Source organism: 'Prunus avium' virescence phytoplasma, from assembly GCF_050916135.1.
Lineage (GTDB): Bacteria > Bacillota_I > Bacilli_A > Acholeplasmatales > Acholeplasmataceae > Phytoplasma > Phytoplasma ziziphi.
In genome coordinates this window covers 381481-398160 of record NZ_CP069156.1, presented here as the reverse complement: position 1 = coordinate 398160, position 16680 = coordinate 381481, and the positions used below count along the sequence as shown (strand labels likewise).

The window sequence follows — 16680 nt, the reverse complement described above, 5'->3', positions numbered from 1 at the left end:
AAAATGAAAGATTTAAAAGGTCAACATGCCGACATTCAAACTAAGAAAGACCAATTAAATCAAGCAACTTTGACTTTAATCGAAGAAAGAAAAGCGTTGCATCAAAAGAAAACTGAAAATGAAACAACTATTAAGGAACAAAAAAAAGTTTTCACTCAAGTAACTCAATTAAAAGACTTTGAAGAAGAAATTAATCTTTTAACTGAGGCCATGAATTATAATGAAGCGGAAAAAAAACAAATTCAAAGTTTATTAATTCAAAATGAAAATAATGATGAAGAAATTAAAAAATTAAAAAAATATCAATTATTTTTAGATCAACAATTATTATCTTTTGATCAAAGAATTAAAAAAATTGAAAGAGAAATGAAAGCTTTCAAAGAAAATACGCCTCTAGAAGAAAAGAAAAAGAAAAAAACATTTCAAGATGTTTATGGTATGGAAGAAGAAAAAGAACAATTCGCTAATATTATTCATTATTTTAATGCCAAAAAACATATTATTGGTTATCGGAATTTAAAACCCATGGGTATTTTATTATATGGACCTCCTGGAACAGGAAAAAGTCATTTAATGGAAGCATTAAGCGGTGAAGTAGACGCTCATTATATTTCTGTCGATCCTTCTCAATTTGATAAAACCTATGTCGGAGAAGGTAATGAAGAATTAGAAAAGATTTGGGCCGAAGCTGAATCCCATGAGAAAACAATTATCTTCATTGATGAAATTAGTGGGTTAGCGAATCGTGAAGATAAAAACGCTAATCAAACTTCTAAAAACATTATTAATAATTTATTATTAAAATTAGATGGTTTTAAAAGAACTGATAAAAAAATTATTTTAATGGGTGGTACTAACCATTTAGAACAAATTGACGGCGCTTTAAGAAGTCGTTTTCAAAAAGAAATTAAAATAGATTCTTTTAAAAAAGAAGAAACACCTGGTTTTTTAAAATGGTTTATGTTAAAAAATAATTATCGTTTAAGTTATCACGCTGTTAATCATTTAGAAAGTTTAGTGACAAGAGCTTATAAGCATTTAGAAAAAATTAATAAAGAGAAAACTTTATCCAATCGTGATTGGGTTAAATTAGTAACGGAAGCGGCTACGAATTATGACCGTTTCGCCTTTGAAAATCAAAATCATGAAGTCATGTTATCTTCTGATTTAGATGAAGCCTTAGATAATCTTTTAGGAATTAAAAAAACTAAAGGAGAAATCTTAGCTTATCGTAAAGAATGTGAAGACCAATATAAAGAATGGAAACAAGGAACTTTAAAATATTTAGAACCAAATAAAGATAAGACACCTATTCAAAAAACTTATATTTTTAATCGTTTCAACGGTTTCGATCAATGTCAATACAAAGATAAAGTTCCTCAAGATTTAGCGCCTTTTATAAGAGAACCTTTTAATAATTGGTATTATACAAATAAAATGCCTCCTTATAAAGGTTTTGGAGGTAGTGAAGTAGATTATTTTATGCCTTCACAGTTTTTTTATAGATGTTTTAAGTACAGAAGATTCTAAATTTAACAATTCTTTTGTCAATATCGAACACACTATCGAAATGGAATACAAAGGTCCTAAATATTTATTAGAAGAAGATAAAGACTTTTACGTCAATGAAGTGAAATGTCCTTTACAACAAAATAAAAGATGGGAAGAAGGTAGAAACGCTACTTATTACCTCCACTTTAATCCAAAAAAACAATATATTACTTTATATACAGAGAAAATGAATACCAAAGAAAAATAAAAAAATAAATAAAATAGAAAGAGAAAAAATAATATGGCTTTTAAACCAAAATCAAATAAAACAAACAAGCAAATCAAAAAAATTCCTACTAAACTAAAACCAAATAAAGGTTTTATAAAAAAAGAACGTGTTCCTTTAGAAAACAAAATTATTTTAGAACATAACCCTGTTGAAAAACAAACTTGGGGCCAAATCACTAAAAAGTTAATAGGTTATCTTTTACCATTAATCTTCTTAATCTTTTTATCTTGGTTGATGTTTTATAAAATCGTTCCTCAAATAGGAGCGGCTATTAATCAAGCTGGCACTAAAGCTTTAGAATACACCAAAGATAAAGCTCACGATATCAAAGAATATTTCTACCATCATTTTAAAAATAAATGGAATTGTCCCGAATGGTTATCAAAAACAGGTAGCATTATCACTCCTATTTTAATTGGTTTAGCAATAGCCGCTGGTTGTTTATCCATTCCAGTCATTGGTCCTTTTTTAGGAGGTATAGTTCTTGTGGGTACAATTGTTATAGGAAGTTTCATGCTTTTTACTGATAAAACTACTCCTCCAATTCAACCTCCCAAAGAAGATGTCGTAGTCATAGACCATAACAAAGACAAACTAAAAGACAAAGAGGCACAAAACCAAGATACCACAAAAAAGTTGAATTAAAATTAAAGAAAGGAGAATCAATTTATAAACAAAAACCAGAAATTAAAAATTCAATTGAAGAAGAAACATTAAAAAATAAACAATTATCAGAAGAACAGCAATTTTTAAAAGTTAATCTTCAAGTTCAAGAATTAGAGTTAATAAACTTAAAACAAGAAAAAGAAAATTTAGAAAATCTGTTAAAAACAAAAGAAACATTAATTAATAATAAACCAGAAGGCAAAGAAACTTTAACAAAAGAAATAACCGAAATTAAAACTAAATTAACTTCTCAAGAAACTTTAATTGAAAACAAAAACGAAGAAATTAAAGGCAAACAAGAACAAATTCAAAAATTAACTAATCAATTAAAAGAGAAAGAAGAAAATTTAGAAGCTCTACAAAAAGACATTCATACTAAAGAAGCTTTATTAAAAGAAAAAGAAAAAGAATTAATAGAAACTAAAAATATATCTTCTGAAACAAAAAACACTTTAACATCAGAAATTGAAACTTTAAAAACAGATATTAACCAAAAACAAATTCATTTCGATCAACAAATATTATTAAAAAACAAACATATCTCCGTTTTAGAAGAAAATAATACCCAATTACAAAAAGAATTGAATGTTAAAAAAGAAGAAACTCAAAATTTAAGAGATCAACATGAAAAAACTTTAGCAGAAATTCAAAAACAAATTGAAAATTATCAAACTCAAATAACTAAATTAGAAAAAGAAGCAGAAGATTTAAAACAAAAAATAACAGCTAACAATGAAAAAGCCGAACAATTAAAAACTGATTTAACCGCTAAACAAAAACAAATTAATACTTTCAATCTTCAATTAGGAGCTTTACAAAATCAAAAAGCTTCTTTAGAACAAGAAGTCAATACTTTAAATAAAACTTATGAAGATTGGTTAAAGAACTGTGAAATTAAAAAAGATAAAATAACATACGTTAAATATAATAAATTATATTCAGGTGATCCAAATGACCAAAAATATATTGATCGACAAACATATTATTCTTTTAAACCATTTCAAGTAAAAGTAAAACCATTTGAACCAATGAGTGATTTTGAATTGGGCGACGACAATATGCGAGCTTATCGTGCTCAACAATTTGATGCAGATAGGAATACAATAACATGTGACGCCATACCAACACAAATCAATGGAAAAGAAATTTATTATATAAAATTTGATGTATATAACCAAGATTGCACACAAATAACTTTAAATGCCCAAACAGTAGTAACTACAATTCAAAGTAAAGAAAATTTATATAAAATAACAATGAATTTCAGTGAAGATGTTAGCTTAACTCCACCTCCTCAAGAATTAAATGAAAATAGTCTTACTAACTTAGAAAAGAAAAAAGAAGAATTAAAAACTATTTCAGAAAAATTAAAAACAACAACAAACGAATTAAACCAAACTCAACAAGAAATGGAAGAGTTAATCAAACAAACGACTCCTGATAACACTTTACAAACAGAAGTTCAAACCAAAGAACAACATATCAAAGATTTAAAAAAAGAAATGGATGAATTAACTCTTAAAGAAAAAGGATTTCAAGCAGAAATTCAAACTTTAACAACAGAAAATGAAAATTTAAAAGCTAAATACCATCATGATTTAACAAAGGTTATTAATGAATTAGAAGAAACCAAAAAAGAAAACGCTCAATTAGAAGCGGATATGATTAACATTCAAGAAGAACTAAAAAATAATAATCAAGCTAATAATACTTTAATTAACATGTTAAACACAAAACAAGAACAAGTTAAAGGATTGAAAACTAAAATCAAAACTTTAGAAGAAAATGAAGTTAAATTAAAAGACATTATTAAAACTAAAGATGAAGAAATAGCTCAATTAGAAAAAACAGTCCAAGAACAAGCTCAAGAAATACAACGTTTAAATGCTGAAATCGAAAGACAGATTGAATTATATCAAGAACAAGGAAAACGTATTCAACAATTAGAAGGAACAATTAAAGGACTAGAAGACGCTAATACAGAATTAGGAAATAATAATCAAGCGTTATTATTAAGAATTAAAGAATTACAACAACAATTAGACGATGAGAAAAAAGCTCATGAGAAGACGAAGGAGAAATTGAATCAAAATATAAATGATTTGAAAAAACAAATTACAGACTTCAACAAAGAAAGCAATACATTACAAACTACAAAAACCACATGGGACAAAACTCAGGACAACTTAAAAATAGCTGGTGGTGTTTATGGTGCGACTGCTTCAGGAATGTCATTAGGTAGTGCTATTGGTAGCGTTGTTCCAGGAGTTGGAACATTGGCAGGAACAATTGTAGGAGGAGTTGGAGGAGCAATAGTAGGAACCTTGAGTCATTGGGATAAAATAAAAAATTGGTGGTAATTAAAAAAATATGGTAAAATAGAAAATATTATGTAATCTTAATAATTAATTTTCAAAAAGGAGAATTTTATTATGTTGTCAACTACTCAAATTATTATTTTAGTGGCTTTAACTCTTTTTTCTTTCACATTAGGACCTTATTTTATTATTCTTCGAGAAAAGAAATTAAATCAAAATCGAATTCAGAAAAAAAGTCCGAAAGGAAACATTATTTATTATTTATTTATTAGTGTTTTTAGTATATCATTTCTGGCTTTCACAATGTATGTCAATAATATATCAGAAGTTAAATACGAAAGTAAACCTGTTCCTGAACCTCAAATAGAAACAAAAGCTGAATATTATTATAAAAAAGGAGATAGATATGGCACTAAATATACTTTAACTGAAAAAGATAAACCATTTTTAAATTCTCAAGGGAAATGGATGTTGAATAATGTTGGTGAAATAGAAGAACCAGTAATAGAAAAAACATATAAATTTTTTGGTTTCAACGGTTTCGATCAATGTCAATACAAAGATAAAGTTCCTCAAGATTTAGCGCCTTTTATAAGAGAACCTTTTAATAATTGGTTTTATACAAATAAAATGCCTCCTTATAAAGGTCTTGGAGGTAGTGAAGTAGATTATTTTATGCCTTCACAGTTTTTTATAGATGTTTTAAGTACAGAAGATTCTAAATTTAACAATTCTTTTGTCAATATCGAACACACTATCGAAATGGAATACAAAGGTCCTAAATATTTATTAGAAGAAGATAAAGACTTTTACGTCAATGAAGTGAAATGTCCTTTACAACAAAATAAAAGATGGGAAGAAGGTAGAAACGCTACTTATTACCTCCACTTTAATCCAAAAAAACAATATATTACTTTATATACAGAGAAAATGAATACCAAAGAAAAATAAAAACAATTTACCACAAAAAGAGAGATGAAAAAAACAACTTTTAATCAAAAATTCCTTTATAATAAAAAAAGGATTTTTGATTTAAAATAGAATAGAGGCTTTTTGTGGTTTTACCATTAAAAAAAAAGAAATATTATGATTTTGAAACTAAATTAAAAGTTATTTTAGCTAGACAACAAGGTATATCTATTAAAATAATTCAAAAAAAATTTAAAATTGTCTCTGTAAAACAAATTTATCGTTGGGTCAAATGGTTTCATAATAAAGAATTTCATCGTTTACAACAAAAAAGAGGTCATAATTATAAACATAAAACAAGTATTAATTTAAATCCTCATAATAACGAAATCAAAGAAATAAAAAATAAAATCAAAACTATTTTTCAATTAAAAAAGCAAAATTTTAAAAATGCTTGTTTAAATATTATTTATCGATATCAAAATAAATTCTCTTTTAATAAAATAATTAAATGGTTAGGCATTTCCAAAAACTCTTATTATAGATGGTTAGAACAAAAAGAACAACCACCTTTTTTAACTAATTTAGATATTCAAATTCAAAAAATTTGTCTCCAAAATAAATATTACAATAATGCGGGAGAAAGTTTTTTTGTTTGGGGTTACCGTCGTGTTTATCAAGAACTTTTAAATCAAAATCTTAAAGTCAACCCTAAAACTGTTTATCTGAAAATGAAAGAAATGTATTTATTATGTCAAACACGAAAAAATCGTTATCTTAAACGTCATAATAAAAATAATTATATCCCTCTTTCTCAATTAAATCTTTTAAAAAATAATTTTCAAGCTACTCAACCTTATCAAAAATTGTGTGCGGATTTTACTTATTTACTTTATGAGAAAAATCAAATTCTTTATTTATCAGTGATTATGGATTTATATAATCGGGAAATTGTGAGTTATTATCTTTCTACCAAAAGAAACACCAATTTAGTTTTAATATCTTTAAACCAATTACCAAATTTAAAAAAACCCGCTCTTTTTCATTCGGACCAAGGCGCCGAATATACTGCAAAAATAATTCAAACTACTTTACAAGAAAAAAACTTGATTCCTAGTTTCTCAGAAAAAGGGAGTCCTTCTCAAAATGCTTGTATTGAAGCTTTTTTCGCTAATTTTAAATGTGAAACCGTTTATTTAGAAAAAAGCAAAAAATTAACCAAAAAACGTTTAACACAGATTGTTAATGCTTTTATTAAAAAATATAATTCTCAAAGAAGAATAAAATATTTAAATTATCTTTCTCCTTACCATTTTAAATATCAAAAGAAAACCAACAAAACGCTCTCAAATAATAATGAGGGCTTGACTTGTTGGTTTTCTTTTTGAATACCTCATTGAAAAAAATATTCAGCCAAAACAAAAAAATTTAATTTAATTTTCATAAAAAATTTAGAAACAATAAAATAGAGGTTAAAATAAACTATAAATTCTCTCTATGAGAGGCAAAATAACTTAAATAAGACATTTTTTTAATTTTAAGTAGAATACTATTACTAGATACTTTTTAATAAAGAATAGACACCTTTAAAGCTGTCATTTTTGATGATATCTTAAAATTAGACCGAACATTCCGCCATTTTTAATTATTTTGTTATTTATTTAATTTTTTTAATCAAATTTATATAAAAAAAATAAATTTATAAAATTTTTTAAAATCTTAAATCTTTAATTTTATTTTTTTATAAAATAAATTTATAAAATTTTTTAAAATCTTAAATCTTTAATCTTATTTTTTTATAAAATAAATTTATAAAATTTTTTAAAATCTTAAATCTTGAATCTTGTTTTTTTTTTTTTTTAAATTTCTTTTAATAAAACACTTGACAAAATATAATTTTTTTGTATAATAAAAAAGAAATAAGATTAAAGATTTAAGATTTTAAAAATATATTATATATATGTTTTCTTTTTTTCTTTTTCTTTGGTTCTTTCTTTTTCTTTTTTTCTTTGTTTAGTTAAATTTTTTAAAATAAATTTATAAAATTTTTAATTTTTACTTGACATTTTATTTTTTTTATGTTACGATAATAGTAATTAATAAATAGTTTACTTTTTTAATTTTTGAACTTTCCAACTGGTTCTATTTTGATGGAACACAACCTCTTTTATTTTTTCTTTTTGCTCTTGGGTTATTTCTTTGGCTTTATATAATTCTTTTAATTCGGTTTCAACTTTGTTTAATTCTTTTTCCCAGTCGCCTTTAAGGCCGTGATAATTATTAATTGTTTCATCGTATTTGTCAATTGCTTTATCGATTTGGTCGATTAATTGATTGGCGTATTTACTTGATGGTTCTTTTGGTTTATGAAAGAAACATAAGTAAATGAAACTTAAAATACCCATGATAATTAAAAAATAAGTTAAATAGCCTTTCCAAGTATGGTTTTTGTATGTTGTTTGGTTGGTGGAAAGTTTTCTTTTAAAGAAAAGGACGATGCCAAAGATGGCGGAAGCCATTAAAAACCAAGTGAAATAAGACTTAAAGGTTAGATAAGTTTTAATTAGGTCTAATGGTGATAACATATATTATTCGTCTCCTTTTGGTTTAATTTCTTGTTCGATGGTGTTTAAAATAGTGTCATCTTGTGAGATTATCATTTTGTAAGCTTGTTTTAAATCTTCTTGATTGATTTGGTTTCTTCGTGTTTCTCCTTGGCCTCGGTTTTTAGCGAAGATAGTGACAGTTGTTTTTAACAGGTTTTCTAAAGTACGATTGACTTTTTTGAATTCTTGGTTAACTGGTAATCTTTCTAAAGCTTCATTAATTACTTCATATAAATATTGTTTTGCTTCTTCACTGTAAGGGTTTTTACGTTTCTTGATTAAGAATTCTAAGAATTCCTTTCTTTCTTCTTTATTACCTGGTTTGACTTCGATGTTATAAGTGAATCTTGATTTGATAGCTTCATCGATTTGGTCGATGTGGTTAGTTGCGCCAATAATGAAAATTGGTTTTTCAGGATTGTTTTCAAAAGATGTCATTTCGGTTTTAAATTGATTAACCACATTGGCAATTTCAGACCCTGCTTCTAAGGTACCTAAATCTGTAAAAATAGTTTCGCATTCATCTAAAAAGATAATGGCGCCATTGTTTTTTGCAGCTTCTTTTCTAGCTGCTTCAAATAAATCTTTGACCATTTGCGGAGCTAAGCCTTTATATTTTTGTGAAAATAAAGAGCTACTTACTTCAAAGAATGGGAGTTTGGTTTCTTTGGCTAAGGCTCTAGCTAAGGTTGTTTTACCTGTACCAGGAATACCATACATTAAGATGCCTAAGGGCGAATCAACCTCACCAATATTGATATAGTTTTCTTTATTGTTAAGGTAATCAATAAAACCTTCTACGGCTTGTTTTTCTTCTTTGAAACCAATTAATTGGTCGAAAGAAGGAAATTTTTGATTATTAGAAGGATGAAAGTTTGATTCTTCTTGATTATTTAATTGTTGTAAATTAGTGTTTGTTGTTTCTTGTGATTCTTTATTTGTATTGGTAATTTGGTTTTGGATTATATCTTTGTTTTGTTGTAGTTTGTCTTTCATTTCTTGGAGATTTTTATTTTGGATTTCTAATTTTTTATGATGGCTTATGAGGTTTGTTTCAGTTTCTGTTAAAGTTTGATGATGAATCCAAACATAAGTCCCTAAAAATAAGACCATAGATGTTATGATGATTATGATTAAATTAGTTGAATTTTTATTTGATTTGTTTTTGATAGTCATCTTAGTTCCTTTCTAACAAAAAAAGACCAATTAATAATTGGTCTTTTGATGTTTTATTATGCTAAATTAGTAATTTTATTTTTGATTGTTTGACTGCCACCACTGAAAGCTTTGCCTTGAGAATCAACTAATTCGTAATCAAAAATTAAGTCTAATTCAGGTTTTTTTCCATCGATAGTTTCTTTAATAATTTCTTTTTGTTCGATACCGATTTGGATTGTTATAGTTCCATTTCCTTCTTTTAAAGCCATTAAAGGACGTTGAGATTCATCATATTCATTATTATTAACTTTCATTGATAAATTAAAAAAATTTGTCGGATTTTCAAAAGTTGTTTTAGTATCATATGAAGAAGTTATTTTTAAATATAAAGGATCCATTTCTACTCCATTTGTGTTAAGTACAGCTTTATGTTCCATTTCGATTAAATGTTGATATTTGCTTGGTTTGAAGTTTGGTATAGGAAGAGGTATAAGAATTTTATCCTCGTTATTTCCTTTAGTTCGTTCAACATTAAACAAAGGGAATTTATCTAACAATGAAATTTTTTCTTTTCTTTGTCGGGCGAAGTAATTTTGTAAAGCAGTAATTGAAACGATGGTAAAAAATAAACTAATAAAAACTACTAAAATGGTAAAAATTTTATTTTTTGTTTGTTTTTTTGTTTGTGATTTCATAATTATTTTCCTCCTGGGATTATTGATTTAATTAAGTTGATAAAATTATTGATTCCTGTAGTAAACCAAGGAATTTTATTTTCATAGTAAATAACCATAAAATAGAAAGTAATTGCCATAAAATATAAAATAAACATAGTTGTGTGAGTGATTTTTTTTAATAAATTGCATTTTTTTGTTGGGACAATAGTTATATTTTCTTGTTTAGGGTTAGTCATTGTTTTTATTTTTTGGTTGTGATTTGTTTCGTTAGTATTAGATTTTGGTTTTTTCTTAATGATTTTATTCATATTTTTTTCTCCTTTTGTTTGATATTTGTTTATTCTAATTTTAAATCTTTCACTTTATCTTTAATGGTTTTAGATAATTTGAAAGTTACTACCGTTTTTGCAGGTATTTCTAGTTTTTTTCCTGTTTTGGGGTTTTTACCTACATATGCTTTTCTTGCTTTTAATTTGAATTTACCAATTTGAGGGGATAAAATTACTTCTTCGTTGGATGTGATAGCTTCAATTAGAGCGTTCTCAAATGAGTTATAAAATTCTTCTGTTTTAGTTGCAGAAGTTTTGTTGGATAAAGCGATTTTTTTAATTAATTCTTTTTTAGTCATTTTTGGGTTTCTCCTTTTTATTTGATTTATTATTATTTTTAATTTTGGGTTTTAATTTGCTGCGGTCTTTGAAGTAAGTACCACGGTATATTTCAGTCATGGCGTCGCTCATATAATTTTTTATTCTCCTTTTATTTTGATTTTTTTGAAAAGTTAAGATGTTCAATATTAATGTTTTTTTGTTTTAAAATGGTAAATTATCAGTTTGAGATTTATTATCTAAAAAGATGACTTTATGGACGATCACTTTTGTATTTGTTTTCTTTTGACCTTCGTTATTGGTATATTTTTGGACGGATAAGATACCTTCGACATATATTTTGGCCCCTTTATGTAAGTATTTATGAAAATTTTCAGCTTGGGTTCTAAAAACTACACAAGGAATATATTGAACTTTGTCTTTGGTTTGGTTAACAGCTAATTGAAAATCTATTTTAGGGACTTGTTCGTTGTTACTTTGAATATATTCTTTTTTAAGGTCATGTGTAATTCGACCTATTAATTGAACGTTGTTTAACATAATTTTATTTCTCTTTTCTAATTTTTAAATTTTTTAATAATTGGTAATAATAATTTCATGATTATTGTTTTTATTTGTCAAATTATGGCTAGTACTAGATTTGATACTTTGGAAGTAATAATTTTTAAATAATGCTCTAATTTCGGGAGTATCATAATTGGTGTATAACCATTTAGCTCCACTTTTATCGGCTTTTTCGAGACAGTTGAATAATTTCACTTGTTCAGTAAAACCAAAAACTCCTTTGTAAAAAGATGATATAGTGATGTTTTTGCCGTTGTAATAAGGTGGATCAATAAATACAAAATCATCTTTCTTGGCGTTGGCAATTATTTTTTGATAATCAGTACACAATAAGAGATGTTTGTTTTTTTGAAAATGTTTTTGTAAGAAGAATAAATCATTTAAATTTAATAGGCTAGTTTTATATTTAGACTTATAACCAAAAGTTGTATATAAGGATGTATTATCTTTGTATCTTAAAATGCCACGAAAACAATATTTACTTAAAATAAAGAAAAGTGATGCTTTGGTTGATCTATTTTTATTTTTAGTTAATAAATGATTATATTGTTTTAATAAGTTTTCAAAAGCTGTTTTTTGTTGTTTTTGTTGCGATTTGGGATATTGATAAATAAAGTTTTCAAAAGCTAATGCTTTATTATAAAAATCTTGAGGATTATATAAAATACTTTTCCATATTTGGATGAGTTGTGTGTCATTATCGTTTAAAATGGCTTTTTTAGGCATTAAGGATAAATATAAGGCGCCGCTCCCTAAAAAAGGTTCGTAATAAGTTTTAAATTTTTTAGGAATTAAAGGTAAAAGATGTGGTAATAATTTCTTTTTACAACCAACCCAATTAATGAATTTTTGCATTTTTGTTCTCTTTAATCGATAAATAAAATAAAAAGACAATATCCGATATAAGGCTTATCGTTGTGTTAGCTTTGATTCCTAAATTAAAATCAAAAAATAACGTCATAAGATTTGTAATTATAAAACCAATATAGGTGAAACTTAAGATAGTTAAAATAATTTTAGGATTCAACTTCATTTATATTTCCTTTCTTAATAAAAAAAGACCTTATTCGGGTCTTTTTATTTTTTTAATTTATTGATGGCGATGTTTTTAATGTTTTTTACTTGTTTTAAAGATAAATTAAGTTTTTCAGCAATTTCGGTGTTGGTATAACATCTTTGATAATCTTCATTGATATTCCCTAAAGGAACACCAAAACTTAAATGGATAATTTTGAATTCGGTTTTGCTTAACTTAACTTTCATTTTTTTTAAAAAAATTTCATGATTAACTTGTTTTAACCATAATTGATGAGGGTTAAGAATTTGACAATGCCATGTATGTTTTTCTTCTTGAAAAGAAGGATTATTAGTTTTATGAATCTTTTGAGGAACGGAAGGTGAATGACTTTTTCTTATTAATTCTCTGATTTCTGATTTGATAGTTGGTGTCGCATAAGCGATAAAGTCATAACCTAAATCTACATAATTATCTAAAGCCTTGATTAATCCTAAAACCCCTTCTTGGTATAAATCATCTTTTTGAAGTACGCATGGGTAATATTTAAATTTAGAAACTAGTTTTTTTACTAAGGGCAAATGTAAATCGATTAATTGATTACGCATTTCTAAATTCTTTTTACTTTTTAAAAAATCTTTAAATAATTTTTCTCTTAACATTTAATTCCTTTCTAAAAATATTTTTAGAAAAGATAGGAAATTATTTTTTAGTCTTTGAAAAGAAAAAAAGACTAACTTAATAGTTAGCCTTAAAGAATTTTTAAAAAATAAAAAGTGTCTAAAGTTTTGGAACAGTTCAGTTTTAACTATATATTTTTATTTTTTTATAAAATTTTATATATTTTTAATAAATTTTTGTATATTTTTAATAAATTTTTTACTTTTTTTTACGTTTTACATATATTTTTATATATATTTTGTTTCAAAATATATGTTTTCAATAGATTTTCAATATGTTTTCAATAGATTTTTATTTTTTTTATAAATTTTTATATATTTTTAATATTTTTTTATCAAAATTTATATTTTTTTTATAAAATTTTATATAAATTTATATATTTTTAATAAATTTTTATATAAATTTACGTTTTACATATGTTTTTATCTTTTTTTTAACTTAAAATATATTTTTAATAAAATTTTATATAAATTTATTTTTTTTAATAAATGTTTATATAAATTTTTATGTTTTGAATATATTTTTAATATTTTTTTATATAAAATTTTATGTTTTGAATATTTTTTTTATATATTAAATGTTTTATTTGCATAATTCGTTTTATTCCTTATATATTTTTTTTATTTTGAACATATTTTTTTATTTTCCTACGCGTGTTTTATTTTTTTATATAAAATTTCGTTTGTTTGTAAAAAATAAATATGTTTAACGTTCGTATTTTGGTCGTGTATGTGTTTTTTTGTTGTGATTTTTACTTTTCAATGTATAATTTATATATAAAAAGTGGTTTTTTATGAAAGATTCAAAAACAAAGTATCTAAAATAAAGCCTTTTTTATAAAAACAACTAACAAATTATTTTTTATTTCTTAAAAACGAGCGGCTAGGCTCGTTTTTTTGTTTATATATACCTTTTTTTATTGTTTTAATGTTTGTTTACTTTTTTTTATTTCCTCCGCGTTTGTTTTTTTATTCAAAAAATACAATTTTGTTTTTATTATTTCCATTAATTGTTTTATATGTTTATGCCCGCCAATTAAAAAATCATCAAAAATTGAAATAAAATACAGTAATAACTCGACCGAGTAATAATTGATTTAAAAAAAAAAAAAAAGTTTGTATGGAAAACCATACAAGCTTTTTTTTATTAAAAAGGAATAAATAAAAAATGGAAATAATAAAAATAATTAATGACAATATAAAAAATGTTAAAAAAATAAATATGTTAATATTGTTAAAACATTTAAACGTTGTATCAAAAGACGCCACGCGAGATATAAAAATAAACTGTTTATATCATGAAAGCAAAAGCAAAACCAGCTGTGATATAAACAATAAAAATAAGGTTTTTTACTGGGGGGTGGTAATAAAAGCTGGGATGTTATAGATATATACATGGAGAAGACCAATCAAGATTTTAAAACCGCCCTTTTTCAATTAGATTATATTTATAACAATATTTATAAAACGGAAAAAATAAAATGTTTTTATGAAAAACAAGAAATACAAAAAATACAAAGAATAAAAAACAAAACAACAAGCGGAGAACATAAAGCCGAGAAAATAAAAAGCGACAGCGAACAATTAGCGATCAAACAACAAATCATGAGAGAGTGCAGTCCGTTTTTTAACATCGTAAGCGATTTTTATCATGAGGAATTAATGAAAAATAAAACGGCGTTAAATTATTTAATTAACAAACGTAAATTATCATTGGAAACAATCAAAAAATTTAAATTAGGTTATAGCAATAAAGACAGTACAAAATTATTAAATTATCTTACAAAAAATAATTTAAATATTAAGGGATATTTAAGAACGTATTTATTATTTGAAAATCAAAAAACACATTCGTTATATGATGCACTGTGTGATTGTATAGTAATACCAGTTATACACAATAACAACACATATCATTTTTACAAGCATAATCATAATAAAGAAATAAACAAATATAATCCTAAATACAAAGCACAAATTAATTTTAGCAAGACCGATATTTTTTATATTTGTTATGGATTCAGTGAGGCCAAAAATGCAATCTTAGAAACAAAAACGGCCATCATCCACGAGGGATTTTTTGATGTCATCAGCTGTCATGATAAAAAAATAAAAAACGCGGTAGGATTAATTACAATAACAAAATTATTAAGTTTGTATATGATAAATTTTTTAAAAAAAATAACATAAAAGTTATAATCGCATTAGATAACGACGAGAGCGGAGAAAAGAACGCACAGCGCATAAAACAACAATTAAACAGCGAACATATAACAAATGAAATAAAAAAAATCAGCAGTCATTACAATTGTAAAGACGCCGACGACGTATTAAAAAATTATGATGTTAAAACATATAAAAAAATATTTTTAGAAAGTTAAGAGAATATATATTTTGAATCAAACGAAACAAAAACAATATAGGGACAAATTAAAATTAATTATTAAAACGGAACGAGAACATATAGGGGACAAAAAAACATTAAAAAAGTATAAAAGATTTTTAAAATATAAAATAAAAGCATTTTACAATTTACAGCCGATATGCGATGAGAGTATAAAATTACTAAGAAAAATAGAAAGCGAAAAAATAAAAATTATAAAAAATGTAATTAATGATATTTTTTTAATTGAATTAATCAAAGAAAAAGAACAACAAGAACGAGAAAGCAAAGAACAAATACAAAATGCAAAATGAGAGAGATAAAACACGCGGAGGGGTTAAAAGTATATAAAATATATATACAAATAACAAAAAAAGAAAATTTAAAGTTAAAAATTACAATAAAAAAAAAAAAAAACGCGTAGGGGATTATAAAATAAAAAAAATCCTATTAAGGATTTAAAAATATATAAATAAGTAATGAGAATTAAAAAAAATGTGTAATGAAAAAGATTATAAACCATTAGAAAGAATAAACAAACAAACAAACAAAACAAGAATTAATACAAAAAATAAACAAATACAAAATAGAATTAAAACAAATATTAACAAAAATTAAAATAAACGAACGAAACAAACAAAATATAAAAGAAATTGAAAACATTTATACAAAAATTGAAATTATAAAAGCGATGATTACAAGTTTAAATGGTTTTTAATCGGTGGGCATAAACATATAAAACAATTAATGGAAAGAATAAAAACAAAATTGTATATATTGGATAAAAAAAAAAAAAAACGCGGAGGAATTAAAAGAAAGAAAACAAACATTGGAAACATAAAAAAAAGTATATAAAACAAAAAAAATGAGGACCCACACCTCACCTTTTGTCTTTTCGCAAAATTACAATAAAAAACACGTAAAAATCAAAATACAAACATTAAAACCATTATTATTTTATACAAACATATGAAAATTTATATAAAAAAAGTATAAATTTTTATAAAAAAACACAAATTAATTATGTTTTTATATAAAAATATATAAAAATTTATATAAAAAGCATAAAAAATATATAAATTTATATAAAAATTTATATAAAAACATAAAAAAAGACTGTTTTTTAAATATAACACGTGCAAAACACATGCAAAAACTGTTTTATTACTGTTTTTATAAATAAAAAGCGGTTTTTTGTTAAAAAAACGCTTTTTAACATAAAAAACGTTTATAAATTGTTAAATATTAAAGCTTTAACATAAAAAATGTTTATAAAATGTTAAATATTAAAGCTTTAACATAAAAAATGTTTATAA

18 protein-coding genes are annotated in these 16680 nt (G+C 24.4%); 10 read left to right on the top strand and 8 right to left on the bottom strand.

What is annotated here, in order from left to right; all coding sequences use genetic code 11:
- Positions 1–3: 3 nt before the first annotated feature.
- The 6 genes from JNO41_RS01785 to JNO41_RS01760 all read left to right on the top strand — a co-directional run bounded on the left by JNO41_RS01785 (position 4) and on the right by JNO41_RS01760 (position 7061).
- On the top strand, positions 4–1530 hold the full coding sequence (locus JNO41_RS01785; protein ID WP_432729291.1) for an AAA family ATPase: 1527 nt from the start codon (positions 4–6) through the stop codon (positions 1528–1530).
- A 40-nt stretch (positions 1531–1570) separates the two neighbouring features.
- Complete coding sequence (locus JNO41_RS01780; RefSeq protein ID WP_432729289.1) at positions 1571–1759, top strand: hypothetical protein; 189 nt, start codon at positions 1571–1573, stop codon at positions 1757–1759.
- A 33-nt stretch (positions 1760–1792) separates the two neighbouring features.
- Positions 1793–2425, top strand: a complete 633-nt coding sequence (locus JNO41_RS01775; protein ID WP_121464200.1) for a hypothetical protein — start codon at positions 1793–1795, stop codon at positions 2423–2425.
- Between the two features lie 602 nt (positions 2426–3027).
- The gene (locus JNO41_RS01770) at positions 3028–4806 is read left to right on the top strand and encodes a hypothetical protein (protein ID WP_121464201.1); all 1779 of its coding nucleotides are present in this window, start codon (positions 3028–3030) and stop codon (positions 4804–4806) included.
- Positions 4807–4878: 72 nt separating this feature from the next.
- Positions 4879–5715 carry a hypothetical protein gene (locus JNO41_RS01765; RefSeq protein WP_121464202.1) on the top strand — a complete coding sequence of 279 codons (837 nt, stop codon included), beginning with the start codon at positions 4879–4881 and terminating at the stop codon, positions 5713–5715.
- 104 nt (positions 5716–5819) lie between these two features.
- Positions 5820–7061 (top strand): IS3 family transposase, encoded by a 1242-nt coding sequence (locus tag JNO41_RS01760; RefSeq protein ID WP_432729287.1) that lies wholly within the window; start codon positions 5820–5822, stop codon positions 7059–7061.
- 720 nt (positions 7062–7781) lie between these two features.
- On the opposite strand, the gene JNO41_RS01755 is transcribed toward JNO41_RS01760, so the two are convergent.
- The 8 genes from JNO41_RS01755 to JNO41_RS01720 form a co-directional block, all read right to left on the bottom strand.
- Positions 7782–8258, bottom strand: a complete 477-nt coding sequence (locus JNO41_RS01755) for a hypothetical protein (protein ID WP_432729285.1) — start codon at positions 8256–8258, stop codon at positions 7782–7784.
- 3 nt (positions 8259–8261) lie between these two features.
- Complete coding sequence (locus JNO41_RS01750; protein WP_121464167.1) at positions 8262–9455, bottom strand: AAA family ATPase; 1194 nt, start codon at positions 9453–9455, stop codon at positions 8262–8264.
- A 56-nt stretch (positions 9456–9511) separates the two neighbouring features.
- Positions 9512–10132, bottom strand: a complete 621-nt coding sequence (locus JNO41_RS01745; RefSeq protein ID WP_121464166.1) for a hypothetical protein — start codon at positions 10130–10132, stop codon at positions 9512–9514.
- Between the two features lie 2 nt (positions 10133–10134).
- Positions 10135–10422, bottom strand: a complete 288-nt coding sequence (locus JNO41_RS01740) for a hypothetical protein (protein ID WP_121463925.1) — start codon at positions 10420–10422, stop codon at positions 10135–10137.
- 29 nt (positions 10423–10451) lie between these two features.
- Positions 10452–10742: an HU family DNA-binding protein gene (locus JNO41_RS01735; RefSeq protein WP_121463924.1), complete on the bottom strand. Its 291-nt coding sequence runs from the start codon at positions 10740–10742 to the stop codon at positions 10452–10454.
- A gap of 184 nt (positions 10743–10926) precedes the next feature.
- The gene (locus JNO41_RS01730; protein WP_121464165.1) at positions 10927–11262 is read right to left on the bottom strand and encodes a single-stranded DNA-binding protein; all 336 of its coding nucleotides are present in this window, start codon (positions 11260–11262) and stop codon (positions 10927–10929) included.
- 33 nt (positions 11263–11295) lie between these two features.
- A complete protein-coding gene (locus JNO41_RS01725) occupies positions 11296–12141 on the bottom strand; it encodes a DNA adenine methylase (protein ID WP_201736612.1) in 846 nt (281 codons plus the stop codon).
- 222 nt (positions 12142–12363) lie between these two features.
- Positions 12364–12963: a sigma-70 family RNA polymerase sigma factor gene (locus tag JNO41_RS01720; RefSeq protein ID WP_121464162.1), complete on the bottom strand. Its 600-nt coding sequence runs from the start codon at positions 12961–12963 to the stop codon at positions 12364–12366.
- Positions 12964–14376: 1413 nt separating this feature from the next.
- Between JNO41_RS01720 and JNO41_RS01715 the strand changes: the two genes are divergently transcribed.
- The 4 genes from JNO41_RS01715 (at position 14377) to JNO41_RS01700 (ending at position 15982) form a co-directional block, all read left to right on the top strand.
- Complete coding sequence (locus tag JNO41_RS01715; RefSeq protein WP_121464160.1) at positions 14377–15171, top strand: hypothetical protein; 795 nt, start codon at positions 14377–14379, stop codon at positions 15169–15171.
- Positions 15108–15362, top strand: a complete 255-nt coding sequence (locus tag JNO41_RS01710) for a toprim domain-containing protein (RefSeq protein WP_121464263.1) — start codon at positions 15108–15110, stop codon at positions 15360–15362. Before JNO41_RS01715 ends, JNO41_RS01710 begins: the two co-directional genes overlap by 64 nt.
- 13 nt (positions 15363–15375) lie before the next feature.
- The gene (locus tag JNO41_RS01705) at positions 15376–15678 is read left to right on the top strand and encodes a hypothetical protein (protein ID WP_121464159.1); all 303 of its coding nucleotides are present in this window, start codon (positions 15376–15378) and stop codon (positions 15676–15678) included.
- A 181-nt stretch (positions 15679–15859) separates the two neighbouring features.
- The gene (locus JNO41_RS01700; RefSeq protein ID WP_268876791.1) at positions 15860–15982 is read left to right on the top strand and encodes a hypothetical protein; all 123 of its coding nucleotides are present in this window, start codon (positions 15860–15862) and stop codon (positions 15980–15982) included.
- Positions 15983–16680 lie beyond the last annotated feature (698 nt).

Coding starts and splice junctions, on each gene's coding strand:
- JNO41_RS01700 (WP_268876791.1), top strand. CDS start 15,860: ATGTGTAATGAAAAAGATTATAAACCATTAGAAAGAATAAACAAACAA.
- JNO41_RS01735 (WP_121463924.1), bottom strand. CDS start 10,742: ATGACTAAAAAAGAATTAATTAAAAAAATCGCTTTATCCAACAAAACT.
- JNO41_RS01720 (WP_121464162.1), bottom strand. CDS start 12,963: ATGTTAAGAGAAAAATTATTTAAAGATTTTTTAAAAAGTAAAAAGAAT.
- JNO41_RS01785 (WP_432729291.1), top strand. CDS start 4: ATGAAAGATTTAAAAGGTCAACATGCCGACATTCAAACTAAGAAAGAC.
- JNO41_RS01755 (WP_432729285.1), bottom strand. CDS start 8,258: ATGTTATCACCATTAGACCTAATTAAAACTTATCTAACCTTTAAGTCT.
- JNO41_RS01740 (WP_121463925.1), bottom strand. CDS start 10,422: ATGAATAAAATCATTAAGAAAAAACCAAAATCTAATACTAACGAAACA.
- JNO41_RS01715 (WP_121464160.1), top strand. CDS start 14,377: ATGGAGAAGACCAATCAAGATTTTAAAACCGCCCTTTTTCAATTAGAT.
- JNO41_RS01745 (WP_121464166.1), bottom strand. CDS start 10,132: ATGAAATCACAAACAAAAAAACAAACAAAAAATAAAATTTTTACCATT.
- JNO41_RS01765 (WP_121464202.1), top strand. CDS start 4,879: ATGTTGTCAACTACTCAAATTATTATTTTAGTGGCTTTAACTCTTTTT.
- JNO41_RS01725 (WP_201736612.1), bottom strand. CDS start 12,141: ATGCAAAAATTCATTAATTGGGTTGGTTGTAAAAAGAAATTATTACCA.
- JNO41_RS01780 (WP_432729289.1), top strand. CDS start 1,571: ATGGAATACAAAGGTCCTAAATATTTATTAGAAGAAGATAAAGACTTT.
- JNO41_RS01750 (WP_121464167.1), bottom strand. CDS start 9,455: ATGACTATCAAAAACAAATCAAATAAAAATTCAACTAATTTAATCATA.
- JNO41_RS01730 (WP_121464165.1), bottom strand. CDS start 11,262: ATGTTAAACAACGTTCAATTAATAGGTCGAATTACACATGACCTTAAA.
- JNO41_RS01775 (WP_121464200.1), top strand. CDS start 1,793: ATGGCTTTTAAACCAAAATCAAATAAAACAAACAAGCAAATCAAAAAA.